This window comes from Streptococcus pseudoporcinus LQ 940-04 (genome assembly GCF_000188035.1).
Taxonomy (GTDB): domain Bacteria; phylum Bacillota; class Bacilli; order Lactobacillales; family Streptococcaceae; genus Streptococcus; species Streptococcus pseudoporcinus.
On record NZ_AEUY02000005.1, the window covers coordinates 1312628 to 1326690 of the forward strand.

Consider the following 14063-nt stretch of genomic DNA (forward strand, 5'->3'; position numbering starts at 1 on the left):
TAAGAAGAAAGTGGACAAGATGATAAAATTAGTTGCTACAGATATGGATGGCACCTTTTTAACTGAAAATCATACCTATGATAAGGAACGACTAGCAGCACTGCTTCCCAAGTTGAAAGCTAAAGGGATTACTTTTGCTGTTTCCAGTGGCCGTTCCCTTTTAGCAATTGAGCAATTGTTTGCCGATTTTTTGAGCGATATTGCCCTTATTGCGGAAAATGGTTCCTTGGTCCAGTACCAGAATCAGGTTATTTTTGCTGATTTTATGACTAAAAAACAATATATTGAGGTTGCTAAAAGGATTTTGGAAAATCCTTATTATGTTGAAACGGGCATGCTCTTTTCTGGTCAGAAAGCTTCCTATATTCTAGAGGGTGCCAGCCAAGATTACATTAATCGGATGCATTTATTCTATGAAAATATTAAAATAATCAGTGATTTTGATGCCATGGATAATGATTCAATTTTTAAAATTACCACAACATTTACAGGTGAGACAGTCCTGGATGGTAGTGCTTGGTTAGATCAGCAAATTCCTTACATTTCAGCTGTGACCACTGGCTTTGAGTCGATAGATGTTATTTTAGCAGAAGTCAATAAAGGTTTTGGTATGGCTCATTTATGTCAAGCCCTTGATATTAAAGCCGAGGAAGTTGTTGCCTTTGGAGATAATCTAAATGATTATCAAATGTTAGAGTATGTTGGTCATGCAGTCGCAACAGCTAATGCTAGACCAGAAATCATTGCTCTGGCTGACCAAGTTATTGGCCATTGCAATGAGCAGTCTGTTTTAACTTATTTAGAAGGGTTGGTGTCAGAAGATGACTTATAAGATTTTAGCATTGGACCTTGATGGAACACTTTTTAATAGTGAAAAAATTGTTAGTGATGCTAATAGAGCTGCTTTAGCTAGTGCTAAAGAATTAGGGGTTAAAATTGTAATTACAACTGGTCGTCCTTTAGCGGCTATTGGTAGCTTATTAGAGGAACTGGATTTGATCAGTGACGACGATTACAGCATCACTTTTAATGGTGGTTTAGTTCAAAAAAATACTGGTCAGGTTTTAGATAAAAGTGCCTTAACCTTTGATCAAATTGCTTTTGTTTATCAAGAGTTGAAGGCTTTAGGCTTGCCAACGGATATTTTAAGTGAAGGAATTGTTTATAGCCTTCCAAGTCAAGATGGGCGCAAGTCACAATACCATTTAGCTAATCCCTTATTAGAATTTGTTGAACTGGATTCTTTAGAGGCTCTACCAAGAGATATTATCTTTAACAAAATTGTAACGGTAACGGATGCAGACTTTTTAGATGCTCAATTGAATCGGGTCAAAGAGGAAACATTTGCCAACTTCGAATCCTTTAAATCACGTGACATTATTTTTGAGGTCATGCCTAAAGGGGTGCACAAGGCATTTGGTCTCCAGCTTCTTTGTCAGCACCTGGGTATTGCTGCTAAGGAGGTCATGGCGGTTGGTGATGAGGCTAATGATATTACTATGCTGGAATGGGCTGGTTTGGGAGTGGCCATGGCAAATGGGACCTCAGATGTTAAACAAGTGGCTAATGTCGTGACAAGTTTGACTAATGATCAGTCTGGTGTAGCTGAAGCGGTGCAAAAATATATATTAAGTGAGGAGAACTAATGGGACTTTTTGATAAATTATTTGGGTCAAAAAAAGCAAAAGAAAAAATTGATTTTCCAGATGTGACAGAAATTAAAGAGGCGGAGCCTACCAATTTAGCTGAAGATACTGTTAAAGACGGTTCTAGTGTGACTAGTGACCAAACAGAAAAACCATTACCAACAAGAGGTCAAAGCCAAGATGAGTCCATTAGCCTTGAACCATCAGAAGGTGAAAATGAAATAGAAGCAGCGTCGGCGCGGGCCTCTACCTATTCAAAAGCTGATGTTGAAAGTGACGTTTCCTCACATCATCAAGACATAATTGATCCAGAAATGGGGAATTTACAATCACAAGAAGGGGGTGCATTAAACTATCAATCTGAGCCAAAAGAGAATGATGACCATCAAGCAAGTGAAGAAAAAAGCACGAGCTATTCTAAGGTGGACGACTACTACCGAGATAAGGCGTCATTGGAGGAGCAAGCGCGTCAAGAGAAGCTTTCAAGTTCTGAGGATATGCCTATAGAAGATAAACAGGGCTCTTCACAAGTAGCAGAAGATCAGGCATTGATAGAAGAAAGTGATCAAGAAAAGTATGATCGCAGTCTGAAAAAAACGAGATCAGGCTTTGCTAGTCGTTTGAATGCTTTCTTTGCTAACTTCAGAAGAGTTGATGAAGAATTCTTTGAAGAGTTAGAGGAGATGCTAATTCTTTCAGATGTGGGAGTAACCGTTGCAACGACTCTAACTGATCAGCTGCGCCAAGAAGCAAAATTAGAAAATGCTAAAAAACCTGAGGTCCTAAGACGGGTTATCATCGAAAAATTAGTCGCTATTTATGAAAAAGATGGCATCTATGGTGAAAATATTAATTATCAGAATAAGCTGACGGTTATGCTTTTTGTAGGTGTTAATGGTGTTGGTAAGACCACTTCAATAGGAAAATTGGCCTATCGCTATAAAAGTGAAGGTAAAAAAGTTATGTTAGTGGCTGCGGATACTTTCCGCGCCGGTGCTGTAGCGCAACTCGTTGAATGGGGACGCCGCGTTGATGTGCCGGTGGTGACTGGCTCTGAAAAAGCAGACCCTGCCTCTGTTGTATTTGACGGGGTTGAAAAAGCAGTGGCACAAGAGGTTGATATCCTCTTGATTGATACGGCTGGACGTTTGCAAAATAAAGAAAATCTCATGGCTGAGCTAGAAAAAATGGGACGTATTATTAAGAGGGTTATTCCGGACGCACCACACGAAACTTTGTTAGCTTTGGATGCTTCAACTGGCCAGAATGCCCTTAGCCAAGCGAAAGAGTTTTCTAAAATAATGCCTCTGACAGGTTTGATTTTGACTAAGATTGATGGGACAGCTAAGGGAGGTGTCGTCTTGGCCATTCGTCAAGAATTGGATATTCCCGTTAAATTCATTGGCTTTGGTGAAAAAATTGATGATATCGGAGAATTTGATTCAGAAGAATTCATGAAAGGATTGCTAGGAGATATGATTTAACCACTGCTCCTAGAAAGATACATCTATGAAAAAGAAGACGGCAATAGCTATTGACTACTACAAAGATTTAGCTCTGCAAAAGCAGTCACAGCACCGGAAATTTTTGGCTCAATTAAAAAGGAAACCGCCCAAAAATTTAGATAAAATCGTTCAAGAAGTGCACTATGATGTTTTTCAAGAAATTGACTGTAAGGCTTGTGCTAACTGTTGTCAAACATTAGGACCATTATTCACAGAAACGGATATCAAGCGTATTTCTAAACATTTTCGAATGAAGATGGCAGCTTTTGAAGACCTTTACCTTGAAGTAGATGAAGATGGGGATAAAGTTTTTAAATCAATGCCTTGTCCCTTCTTGGGTGAAGATAAGTTATGTAGTATTTATGATGTTCGTCCTAAAGCCTGTCGTGAATTCCCCCACACAGACCGTAAGAAAATCTACCAAATTAACCATTTAACCTTGAAAAATACCTTAACCTGCCCTGCGGCCTATCTCTTTGTTGAAAAACTTCAAAACAGACTATAAATTGAAACGGGTCAATCTGTGACAATTAGCATGAAAACTTGGTTTGAGAGCCAAATGTGGAGCTGATATAATGAAATAGATATAAGTTGAAGAAAATGTAGAAAAGCTTATATCACAATAATTTTTAATAACGTTTTTGCTAGAGACGATTAAACTCATTGTAGAAGAATAGCCCTTTATTGAAAATAGCGGTGAAATTTTAGACCCCCTCCTAAAGTTCTATTATTGAGTTTAATCATGTGAAAAATATGAAGAAAGTGCGTTCCTAGTCCATAGGGACGCACTTCATCGTGCTTGATTGGAAAAGGGTAAGGAAAGGTTACAAAAAGCATGAGTTCTTGTAAAAAATTTTAGATCTTTTTAATGCCGAACACAAGATAGACTATTCATACCTTAGCCATTAGAATGACATGCTTTGTCATGATAGAGTGCTTCACAATTTGTTCAGCGGTTAGTAGGCAGTCATCTATTGTGACTTTAGGAAGTATATCATTTCGTCTCTGGTGGAAACGAAGGCTATAAATAAGGAGATTATGATGAAAAAATACAGTGCACTATTAGGGGGAATTCTGATATGCGCAGCGCTTTTTATGCAGGCACATACAGTACATGCTTCTGCGTCAGAATATTTAGACGAATTAGCAGACTTGCTTCGTCCTCGTTCGCATCCCTTAATTTCCATTTCGGTGGTGGGAGTTGATAAAGATACAAAAAGAGAGTTTTATATTCAAGGCTTAGACTTTGAAGTCACTTCTTATAAAGTTACAAAAAAAGAGTTGTTGGATGCTATCAACAGTAAATACCTCCACTCACGAATGGACAATCAAACCCTTGTTTTAGATTTCCAAACAGATGCAAAGCTTACAGGTCAAGACGGTAAAGTCCTTGAAGCTCAATCGGATGGCTCCGTAATGCTTCCCAAAAATGCTAACCTCCACTATAGGCTTTCTGGTCATGTTACTGTTGGTAAGACACCTAGCCTTCCGATTAAGAACCCAGTGGATCGCGTCTTAGTCCGAAGACATTTCACTTTTAAACCACTCAACAGTGATGGAAAAATGCTTGAGTCAGAATTAGCTATCCCTGATGTGAAAGAGGTTAATTCTGTACTTACAGTCGCTAATTTGAAACAATCAGCAGAAGAAGTGCTTAACAAATTGGATCCAGCTTATACTATTCTTGAAGTAGATGACATATCAGTAAAGCATGACGACCGTACCTTTACGACGATTGATGATGCAAATAATCCAGAATCTTCTTATACTGTCAAAGCCAGAGAGCATAAACCGTTTGATCCAGGAGATGATGAGTTACTAAGTGGAAACCAGGACACCATTAAGGAAACCTATACTATTATCAGAAAAGATTACTTAGATGACAAAGGAAATCTCAAATATGATCTTATTGATGTTCATTACATTGACGCCTCAAACAATCACTTGTTATTGAAACAGACCTATAGGTTGATGCCTTACGAGAAGCATCGCATAGACTTTAGTAATCCTTATGATTACCAATCACGTCATAAAATTCTTAGGGCTAGTCTTGATGATGATGGTGTTTCAGGCTACACCCTTACAGGAAGAGTTGACCAAGTGACTGTAGATGGTTCAAAACGAGTTAATGTTTACATGGTTAAGAGGGATCCCAGCCTTAGACCGTTTGATCATGCAGGTTACGATAATGGCGCCTCTCACACAGAGGCTTTAGAATATAGTTACCTGCGTGAACTAGGAGTACCTCAGCATGAAGATGCTAAGTTTGAACCATTGATAATTAAACCTAAATAAAAGAGTGAAAAACTCTACTGGTACAATAAGGAGCTGAATGAAAGGGGGACTTGTTTACCCAGTAGAGAAATATGCTTGAACTTATAAACAAACTTCTTTTTAGAGGTTTGTTTTTTAATGTTTCTCTCCTTTTTATCTAGACGATAGGCGGTTAGCTTTCCAATTAAGGAAAAATGAGTTATACTAGTAGCCATCAAAATAGTGATGACAGCCTGTCAATAGAACTCTTTTCTCTTTTGATTCTAAGCAAAGAGGCCAATAAGGTGATTCCTATGTTTTGTTATAGATTTTGATTGTGCGTACTGGAGAAAAGCTAACTTAAGTCTAAAGGAGATGTCAAGAAGGCTATTGGCCTCATCTACACCAACGTTTAGGCTTCTTTATGACAAAAGGAGTGGTATTAATGAATATAGTGATTGCTGGTGGGAGTGGTTTTCTTGGAAGTCAGCTTATTGAAGTTGCTTTACAATATGGTCATCAGGTTACCTATCTTTCGAGACGGAGAGGGAAAGGCTCTGTTTTTGAGTCTTCAAACCTTCATTTTATAAAGGGCGATTTATTGGATTCGACCACAGCGCCTTTTCCTATTCAATCCTTTGACCTTCTCATTGATTGTGTAGGGGCTATTAAGCCAAATCAACTAAGGAGCTTAAATGTTCAAGCAACAAAAGGAGCAATTAAACTCTGTAAAAATAAACATATCCCCAAGATAGTCTATATATCAGCTAATAGCGGTTATCCAGCATATCTGAAAAGTAAACGAGAAGCTGAGCAATTAATCAAAAAAAGTGGCTTAGATTATTTGCTAGTAAGACCTAACCTACTTTTTGGAAAAGAACGCCCTTTATCACTGCTTCAGGCAAAATGTCTATTCTTTTTCGCATACCTACCCTTTTTTGCTTCTTTCTTTAAAAAGCGTCAACCTCATGCTGTCAGGGAAGTTGCAGAAACCATTCTCCAGACGCTTGAAAACAATCCAAGCAAAAAGATTCTTACCTGGAGTCACAGCTGAAGTGGAAGTCTTGTCAAATCACTAAAAAATCCTTAAGTTTTCTTAAGGATTTTTTAGTGAGATAAAAGCGATTTAGAAAAACTATTTCCCTCTCTTTAAGGCGGCAAACATACCTAAGTAGAGTAGGTAATTACATGCTGCAAAAAAAGCAAATAAAAGGTAAACGTTAGTGATACCAATCGTCAGAGAAGGGCTGCTATTTGCCATAATGGCGGCTAAAGCTGTTCCGAGAGCACCGGCAAATTGCTGCATCATTTGGAAAATAGCTGTCGCATCAGCATTTTTGGAAACAGGTAAATTTTGAATAGCAGTAGCCAGGGTATTGTTGAAGGTCATGTTACGGCCAATAGTGAAAATGATATAGAGGAGAGTGAAAGGAAGAATCATAAAGTGAGATAGCATTATTGTAATGATTAATAAGGAAAGGAAGAAGAGGCTATTGCCAATATAAAGGGATAACTTGGCTCCTTTTTCATCATAGAATTTTCCAAGAAGAGGAGCGCATATAGCACCGAGCAAGGTACCAGGTAATAAGACCATTCCAGCGGTTGAACTGCTAGCAATCTTTTGTAAGACGATGAAATTTGGGGTGATAAAATTAATCCCTAAATTAATTAATTGAAAGGTAAAAAAAGGAATTAATCCAAAGCTGACAGAAGGGCGTTTTAAAATACGAATATCAAGAAAAGGGTCTTGGCGGTTGAGACTTTGGTAAAGGAAGATGGCAAAGCTTAAGAAAAAGATAAGGCCATAAATCCAATTGATGCCACCATCCTGCAAGCTTGAGATGATTAACAAGGCCATGGTCAAACTGACTGATAAGGCCATAAAGCCCAAATAGTCAAATCTTTCGGCCTTTCCTCTGGGAGAATCAATCAAATGGCGATAAGCAATAAGGCTGGCAATGATGGGGAAGGGGAGTATACAAATAAAAATCCACTGCCAGGCAAAATGACTAATCATAAAACCACCATATGTTGGCCCAAAGGCAGGAGCTAGACTGATAATTAAGCCTCCCAGTCCCATATAGGTTCCAATTTTCTTTTCAGGAACGCGTTCTAAAATAATATTAAACATCTGTGGCATGATGATGCCAGTTGCCACTCCCTGAATCACACGTGCTAGGAGCATGATCCAAAAAGAAGAGGTTAAAGTAGCCAGGGTCGTACCAAAAATCATTAAACTTGCCGCTGAAAAAAAGATCTGTCGTTCACCGAAATGACGTTTTAGAGCCGCGGAAGCCGTTGTCATAATAGCAACTGATAAAAGATAGATAGTTGTTATCCATTGTAAGTTACTTAAAGGTTGATGATAGATAGTCATCATTTTTGGGAAAGTAACGTTCATACTGGTCTCAGATAAAATGCCTGAGAAGCCAATCATAGCAATGGCAACAATGGCCATTAGCGTATCTTTACTAACCGTTTTTTCCTTGTTATTTTGCATTTTTCCTCCTTTTATAAATGATTGTTGTTTTATGGGTATAAGAACAAAGTAAAAAAGGGAAAGTGTCTAAAAATGTAACTTAGAGAGACTTTCCACTTTTTATAAGAATAGCTTAAAAAACACGGTAGACATAAGGATTATCTGGTTTACTGCTTTCCTTAATATCTTGGATATGTAAAACCGGTAAGGTTTGTTCTAAATCTTTATTATATTCTGTCTTAATCCGTCCCTTAACTGTTAACCAGGTATTGTTTGGATAGGAAACCTGATTACCAGTGGTTAATAAACCGTAGACGCCAGAGTCAGCAATACAGTGGATAATGCCAAAACGAAACAGAAATTGAGAGTTATCATGTCCAGGTTCATTATAAACAAATCCTGTATACTGGATATCACGATTGGTGAATTCATCAGGGTAAAGGTAAATCAGCTCCATCACTTCCATATAGTTCTCAGTTGTAATAGTCAGAGCTTTATCACCCTGATATTTTTTCAGTTCTCTACGCATTTCTCTTTGGTAGGCTGATTTTGTGAAATAAAGACTCGTATCAGGTTTTAAATATTGAATAGTGGTGCCGTCCTCACTGACTCCAGTTTTACTGGCGCCAGCTGCGAGAGGAAATGTGTACCCCTTAGCAGAAACCGTTGTAGAATCTAGACTGACCGTCGGAATCAGTAAACCAACCAGCACAGGAATCAGTAAGATTATCGGGCTTGTGAGGATAGCTAGTCTTCCTTTTAAATGACTTTCTGTTTTAATGTTTTTCATCCAAGTATAGAGTTGAACCAGAGCTAACAAAAAGGATAAAGCCATTGAAATATAGGCGAGATAGGAGTAGTGAGTATTAATGTATTGATCAAGCTTGCCAGAAAGCTCCAAGTACATGGTCAATTCAAAGTAAGCAACCAAGATTAAAAAACGAATCATCCAATCACCCCCACAAGTAAGCAATAAAGCGCAATGACAGCGACTGAGACGCTAATAAATTGAACAATAAATTTCCCCTTAAAAGCTTTTATCATCATCATTAAATTTTTAATATCCACCATTGGTCCAATTAATAGGAAGGCAAGCACTGGAGCTAGGCCAAAAGTTGATAATAAACTAGCTCCTATAAAGGCATCAGCTTCTGAACATAAGGACAAGATAAAGGCTAATACCATCATCACTAAAATGGCTGTTAAGGGATTATGGCCGACACTTGTCAGTATTTTAGTGGGCACATATATTTGCATGGCAGAGGCAGTCAGTGTCCCAAAAACTAAATAACGTCCCGTATCAAAAAATTCATCAATCGCATGAACCAAGGCTAAATAAATTCTTCTAGGCCACTTTTCACCCCTATAATTATGGATATGAATATCGTTTTCAGTACCTTTTAGGATATCATCATCAACTACAAATGCCAACATAATACCCAATGCAACAGCAACGATAATTGCTCCTAGTAAGCGTAAGGCTAAAAACCGCAAGGAATTCCCAAAAGCCGAATAAGTTGCAAATAGAACAATCGGGTTAATAATCGGAGCTGTCGCTAAAAAGGGAACCGCAGTGTAGCTTGGTACCTTCTTCTGTAAGAATCTATTAATAATAGGGATAATACCACATTCGCAGGAAGGAAAGACAAAACCAATGAAAGTCCCAAAAAGAATCCGGGGAAATTTAGATTTGGGTAAGTATTTCTGAACGATATCAGGTGTGACAAAAACTTCAATACAGCCAGAAAGGATGGTCCCTAGTAGGACAAATGGTAAAGCTTCAATAATAATAGATAAAAAGATAGCAAACCATTGGAGCATACTTGGAGGTAAGTTAGAAAATAGGTTTAACATGATATCCCTCCGTCAAGCTGCCAGTAAAAGTGATCAAGTTGAAGCAACCTAATCATTCTTTTTGTCCTTTTCAGTCGACTCATCTTTAGCTAGTGGCTCAATCAGTTTGCCTTCAGCATCAAGGTCAATTGGTTTATCAAAACTAGGTATGGAGGCAAATCCAGCCATCATTTTCTCAAGGTCATCATTTCTTTTATGGGTAATTGCCATAAGGTCACCAACTTTCTTTCAAGATACCTCTATTATACTATCATTTAATAAGAAATGAAAAGAATTAACCAAAAGTCCTTTCGAATGAAACTAAAAAATCATAGGATAGTAGAGAAAAAGCAACTTTTTATAAGTTAAATGATCGCAGATAGAGTATACTTATAGTAAATAAAAAATAGGATTTGCTCACTGAGCCTTTTCATTAGGTTCTAAAGATGCAGTTGATGAGTGTCTATACTACATGGAGAATCAAGTTTTTTCAATTCTAAAGGGTCTTCGAATTACAGATCATGACCCCTATGAAGCTGTTAGTCATGATTTAGAAGGCAATATCATTGAACTGACCATTTGGTGTGATCTTATCTCATAATTGAAAGCTGTTTATTTTTCTTAGAATAAAGAGAGAGTAACTGAATAAAGGAATTATTATGACTACAAGCGAAGAAATTATTCATTCATTAGGATTAAAAGCTCACCCAGAAGGAGGTTATTTTAGGCAAATGGAAAAATCCTCCAATCATTTTTTAATGGAGGGTAAGTGTAAATCTCTCTATACTAGCATTTATTTTTTATTAGAAAAGGGAAATCCTTCGCGTTTTCACCGTCTTACCTCAGATGAAATGTGGTATTTTCATCTAGGACAGCCATTAACGATCCATCTTTTATACCCTGATGGGCTCTATAAAAAGGTGGTTCTTGGCCCTGACCTCAAAAAGGGTCAGTGCTTACAATTTCGAGTTCCGAAAGGCATCATATTTGGCTCAACAGTTGAACAAGATTACGCCTTGGTTTCCTGTATGGTTGCTCCAGGATTTGAATTTTCTGATTTTGAACTTTTGAGCCAAGATAGCCTATTAAAGGACTATCCAGAACAAGAGGAGATCATTAAAAGGTTAACCTTGAGTAAGTAAATTGATTCGTGAAGTCGGACGGCTCTTTGAAAAGTTATTTCTTTAAATTGTGTTATAATGGCTTTTATAGGAGTATGCGATGAAAAAGCAAGTATTATTAGTTGATGATGAAGAACATATTTTACGGCTATTAGATTACCATTTACACAAAGAAGGCTATGAAACAGAATTAGCTGAGGATGGCCGCACAGCTTTAAAACTAGCGGTGTCAGAACATTATGATTTTATATTACTTGATATCATGTTACCCCAGTTAGACGGTATTGAAGTTTGTAAGCGAATCAGAGCTAAAGGGATTGAGACACCAATTATGATGGTCTCAGCTAAGAGTGACGAATTTGATAAGGTGCTTGCTCTAGAGTTGGGTGCTGATGATTATATGACCAAGCCGTTTAGTCCAAGGGAGCTTATGGCCCGTGTGAAAGCTATCTTACGTCGAACGGATAAGGAAGACAATCGTCAAAATGATAGGGAGAGATTTGCAGAAGAGTCGTGGATAATTAACGATTTCCTTATTTATCCTGAACGTCATGAAGTCTATAAAGATAAGATTCTTTTAAATTTGACACCTAAAGAATTTGAATTGCTCCTTTATCTGGTAAAGCACCCAAACATGACTTTAACGCGAGAAAGATTATTGGAACGTATTTGGGGTTACGATTTTGGTCAAGAGACGCGGCTAGTAGATGTGCATATCGGTAAATTACGAGAAAAGATAGAAGATGATCCCAAAAATCCAAAATGTATCAAAACCATTCGTGGTTATGGCTATCAATTTAAGGAGAAGCAGGATGAAGAAAAATCTTAAATGCCTAAAGGTCATACTAGGCCTAAGCTTATTCTGTCTTTTTCTTTCTCTCTTTACTAGTAAGGGGCAGTTAGGATTGCAGCTAGTGAGTGCTTGCTTATTACTTTTCTGTTTTCTTCCAGTAAAGGCGCTAATTGATTGGGAAAAGCAATTCCAAATACTGGAAACAGGACAATTGGTTACTCCAGACAGTTTTTTTCCTGAAAGCCAAGCAGATTTGAAGGCTGTCTTTCTTAGCTATCAAAAGATACAGAACCAATTGCAGGCTTATAAGGATGAAAATACACGCTTGTCTGGAAATTTAGAAGCACTCACTTCACATCTAACAATGGGAATGTTATTGGTTACGAAAGAAAAAGCAATTGTTTTGCATAGTAACTCTTTACCACATTTCTTTCCTGATACCAAAGTAAGCTTTGAGCGTATTGAAGATATTGCAAGGACAGATATTAAAGCGACCATAGCAGAGGCTTTTGATACTAAACAAACAATTAAGAAAGAGTTAAGCGGTTTTCACGATGGTGATTTAATTCTAGAAGTCACTGCAGTCCCCATTGCAAATCAAGAGGGTGATATTGTTCAAGTCTTAGTTTTATTATATGATCTAACAACTATCCGTTCTTACGAAAAATTAAATATGGACTTCGTCTCTAATGCTTCTCATGAGTTGCGAACTCCCGTTACTTCTATCAGAGGTTTCGCTGAAACTATCAAGCAAATGTCTGAAGATGACATCGAATTAAAAGAGGAATTTTTAGACATTATCTACAAAGAAAGTCTTCGCTTAGAACATATCGTGGAACATATGTTAGCCTTATCAAAGGTTAAAAATACCCAGTTACAAAAAACACAATTTTCAATTAATGACTTTTTACATGATATTGGTAATAGTATGAAACATCAACTGGATCAAAAAAAGCAAAGTTTAGCTTTTGAATTAACTCAAGATTTCGCGGTTGAGACTGATAAGTACCTCTTATCACAAGTTCTCCTTAATTTGTTATCCAATGCTATTCGCTATACAGATGAAGGTGGGAAAATTACCTTATCCACAGTTTTTGATGAGCAAAAGCTTAAAATAAGTGTCAGTGATACTGGTATTGGTATCAGACAAATGGAGCTGGAACGTATTTTTGAACGTTTTTATCGCGTTAATAAAGGAAGAAGTCGTCAGAGTGGAGGGACTGGCCTAGGGCTTTCAATTGTCAAAGAACTGATCCAGCTTTTAGGAGGAACAGTTACTGTAAGAAGCCAGCTTGGAGAGGGAAGTCAGTTTACCATAAGTTTGCCATATTATTTAATCGAAGAAGTCGAGTAATGAAGAAGAGTTTATTGAAACTCTTTTTTTTAATGTTCTTTGGTATAAGTTTTACGAAATCTTTACACTAATCACTACGAAATCTTTACAAATACTTGCTAGACTATAAGTGTAGGAAATCTACAGAAAAACTTTATCAAATATAAAAAGGTGATGATTATGAAAATGAAAAAAATGCTTACCTTAGCAGTTCTTGGTTTATCAGGTTTAGGACTTGCAGCTTGTGGTAATAATGCAGCTAACTCAGCTTCTTCTAAGAATGGTAGTAAGATTGAAGTTATCACACGTGAAAATGGATCAGGAACACGTGGAGCATTTACTGAAATTACTGGAATATTGAAAAAAAATAGTGGTAAAGAAGTAGATAATACCTCCAAGTCTGCCGTGGTTCAAAATAGTACAGAAGGTGTTATTTCGGCAGTTTCTGGAAATGCTAACGCCATTGGTTATATTTCACTAGGGTCACTTAATAAAAGTGTTAAAGCCCTAAAAGTTGATGGTGTTGAGGCAAGTGCAAAAACAGTCTTAGATGGAGATTATCCATTACAGCGACCATTCAATATTGTTTTTAATGATAGCCTTTCAAGTCTTGGAAAAGATTTCATCACATTTATTCACTCGAAACAAGGTCAAAAAGTTGTTACTAATCATAAATTTGTTGAAGCAAAAACGGAAACAAAAGAATATACCTCGCAAAAAATGTCTGGTAAATTGTCAGTGGTCGGTTCAACATCAGTTGCTCCATTAATGGAAAAACTAGCTGAAGCCTATAAAAAAGAAAATCCGGAAGTCACAATCGACATTACCTCAAATGGCTCATCTGCAGGGATCACAGCTGCTACTGAAAAGACGGCTGATATAGGTATGGTATCTCGTGAGTTAACACCCGAAGAAGGTAAAAAACTTAAACATGACGCGATTGCACTCGATGGTATTGCCTTAGTTGTTCACAAAGACAATAAAGCAAAAGACATCAGCATGAAGACAATCACCGATATCTTTACTGGTAAAGTGACTAGTTGGGATAAAGTCAAATAAGTCGATTGTTTTGTAAGGGGGGCTTGGATCTCCCTTACTTT

15 protein-coding genes are annotated in these 14063 nt (G+C 37.4%); 11 read left to right on the forward strand and 4 right to left on the reverse strand.

Going from position 1 to position 14063, the window contains the following annotated elements; genetic code table 11:
• The first annotated feature begins 19 nt into the window (after nucleotides 1-19).
• The 6 genes from STRPS_RS07835 to STRPS_RS07860 all read left to right on the forward strand — a co-directional run bounded on the left by STRPS_RS07835 (nucleotide 20) and on the right by STRPS_RS07860 (nucleotide 6458).
• Entirely contained in the window at nucleotides 20-832 is an 813-nt protein-coding gene (locus STRPS_RS07835) for a Cof-type HAD-IIB family hydrolase (protein ID WP_007893536.1), read from the forward strand.
• Nucleotides 822-1646 (forward strand): Cof-type HAD-IIB family hydrolase, encoded by an 825-nt coding sequence (locus STRPS_RS07840; RefSeq protein WP_007893521.1) that lies wholly within the window; start codon nucleotides 822-824, stop codon nucleotides 1644-1646. The genes STRPS_RS07835 and STRPS_RS07840 overlap by 11 nt, the downstream gene beginning before the upstream one ends.
• Nucleotides 1646-3130, forward strand: coding sequence for a signal recognition particle-docking protein FtsY (gene ftsY / locus STRPS_RS07845; protein WP_007893524.1), 1485 nt, complete (start codon nucleotides 1646-1648; stop codon nucleotides 3128-3130). The genes STRPS_RS07840 and ftsY overlap by 1 nt, the downstream gene beginning before the upstream one ends.
• A gap of 25 nt (nucleotides 3131-3155) precedes the next feature.
• Nucleotides 3156-3656 carry a YkgJ family cysteine cluster protein gene (locus STRPS_RS07850; RefSeq protein WP_007893515.1) on the forward strand — a complete coding sequence of 167 codons (501 nt, stop codon included), beginning with the start codon at nucleotides 3156-3158 and terminating at the stop codon, nucleotides 3654-3656.
• 536 nt (nucleotides 3657-4192) lie between these two features.
• Nucleotides 4193-5446 carry a hypothetical protein gene (locus STRPS_RS07855; protein WP_007893499.1) on the forward strand — a complete coding sequence of 418 codons (1254 nt, stop codon included), beginning with the start codon at nucleotides 4193-4195 and terminating at the stop codon, nucleotides 5444-5446.
• Nucleotides 5447-5849: 403 nt separating this feature from the next.
• Nucleotides 5850-6458, forward strand: coding sequence for an SDR family oxidoreductase (locus STRPS_RS07860; RefSeq protein WP_007893540.1), 609 nt, complete (start codon nucleotides 5850-5852; stop codon nucleotides 6456-6458).
• A gap of 81 nt (nucleotides 6459-6539) precedes the next feature.
• Here the strand turns inward: STRPS_RS07860 and STRPS_RS07865 are convergent, their stop codons facing one another.
• From STRPS_RS07865 to STRPS_RS10695, 4 genes are all read right to left on the reverse strand, one after another.
• Nucleotides 6540-7904 carry an MFS transporter gene (locus tag STRPS_RS07865; protein WP_007892899.1) on the reverse strand — a complete coding sequence of 455 codons (1365 nt, stop codon included), beginning with the start codon at nucleotides 7902-7904 and terminating at the stop codon, nucleotides 6540-6542.
• Between the two features lie 112 nt (nucleotides 7905-8016).
• Complete coding sequence (locus STRPS_RS07870) at nucleotides 8017-8832, reverse strand: TIGR03943 family putative permease subunit (RefSeq protein ID WP_007892848.1); 816 nt, start codon at nucleotides 8830-8832, stop codon at nucleotides 8017-8019.
• Nucleotides 8829-9737 (reverse strand): permease, encoded by a 909-nt coding sequence (locus STRPS_RS07875; RefSeq protein WP_007892830.1) that lies wholly within the window; start codon nucleotides 9735-9737, stop codon nucleotides 8829-8831. The genes STRPS_RS07870 and STRPS_RS07875 overlap by 4 nt, the downstream gene beginning before the upstream one ends.
• A 48-nt stretch (nucleotides 9738-9785) precedes the next feature.
• Nucleotides 9786-9947, reverse strand: coding sequence for an SPJ_0845 family protein (locus STRPS_RS10695; protein WP_007892926.1), 162 nt, complete (start codon nucleotides 9945-9947; stop codon nucleotides 9786-9788).
• Between the two features lie 241 nt (nucleotides 9948-10188).
• On the opposite strand from STRPS_RS10695, the gene STRPS_RS10885 reads away from it, so the two are divergent.
• The 5 genes from STRPS_RS10885 (at nucleotide 10189) to STRPS_RS07900 (ending at nucleotide 14022) form a co-directional block, all read left to right on the forward strand.
• Complete coding sequence (locus STRPS_RS10885) at nucleotides 10189-10317, forward strand: VOC family protein (RefSeq protein ID WP_007892875.1); 129 nt, start codon at nucleotides 10189-10191, stop codon at nucleotides 10315-10317.
• A gap of 58 nt (nucleotides 10318-10375) precedes the next feature.
• Nucleotides 10376-10858, forward strand: coding sequence for a cupin domain-containing protein (locus STRPS_RS07885; RefSeq protein ID WP_007892817.1), 483 nt, complete (start codon nucleotides 10376-10378; stop codon nucleotides 10856-10858).
• 79 nt (nucleotides 10859-10937) lie between these two features.
• Entirely contained in the window at nucleotides 10938-11666 is a 729-nt protein-coding gene (locus STRPS_RS07890; RefSeq protein WP_007892901.1) for a response regulator transcription factor, read from the forward strand.
• A complete protein-coding gene (pnpS, locus tag STRPS_RS07895) occupies nucleotides 11650-12984 on the forward strand; it encodes a two-component system histidine kinase PnpS (protein WP_007892890.1) in 1335 nt (444 codons plus the stop codon). The genes STRPS_RS07890 and pnpS overlap by 17 nt, the downstream gene beginning before the upstream one ends.
• Nucleotides 12985-13143: 159 nt before the next feature.
• Nucleotides 13144-14022 (forward strand): substrate-binding domain-containing protein, encoded by an 879-nt coding sequence (locus STRPS_RS07900; protein ID WP_007892825.1) that lies wholly within the window; start codon nucleotides 13144-13146, stop codon nucleotides 14020-14022.
• The last annotated feature ends 41 nt before the right edge of the window (nucleotides 14023-14063 follow it).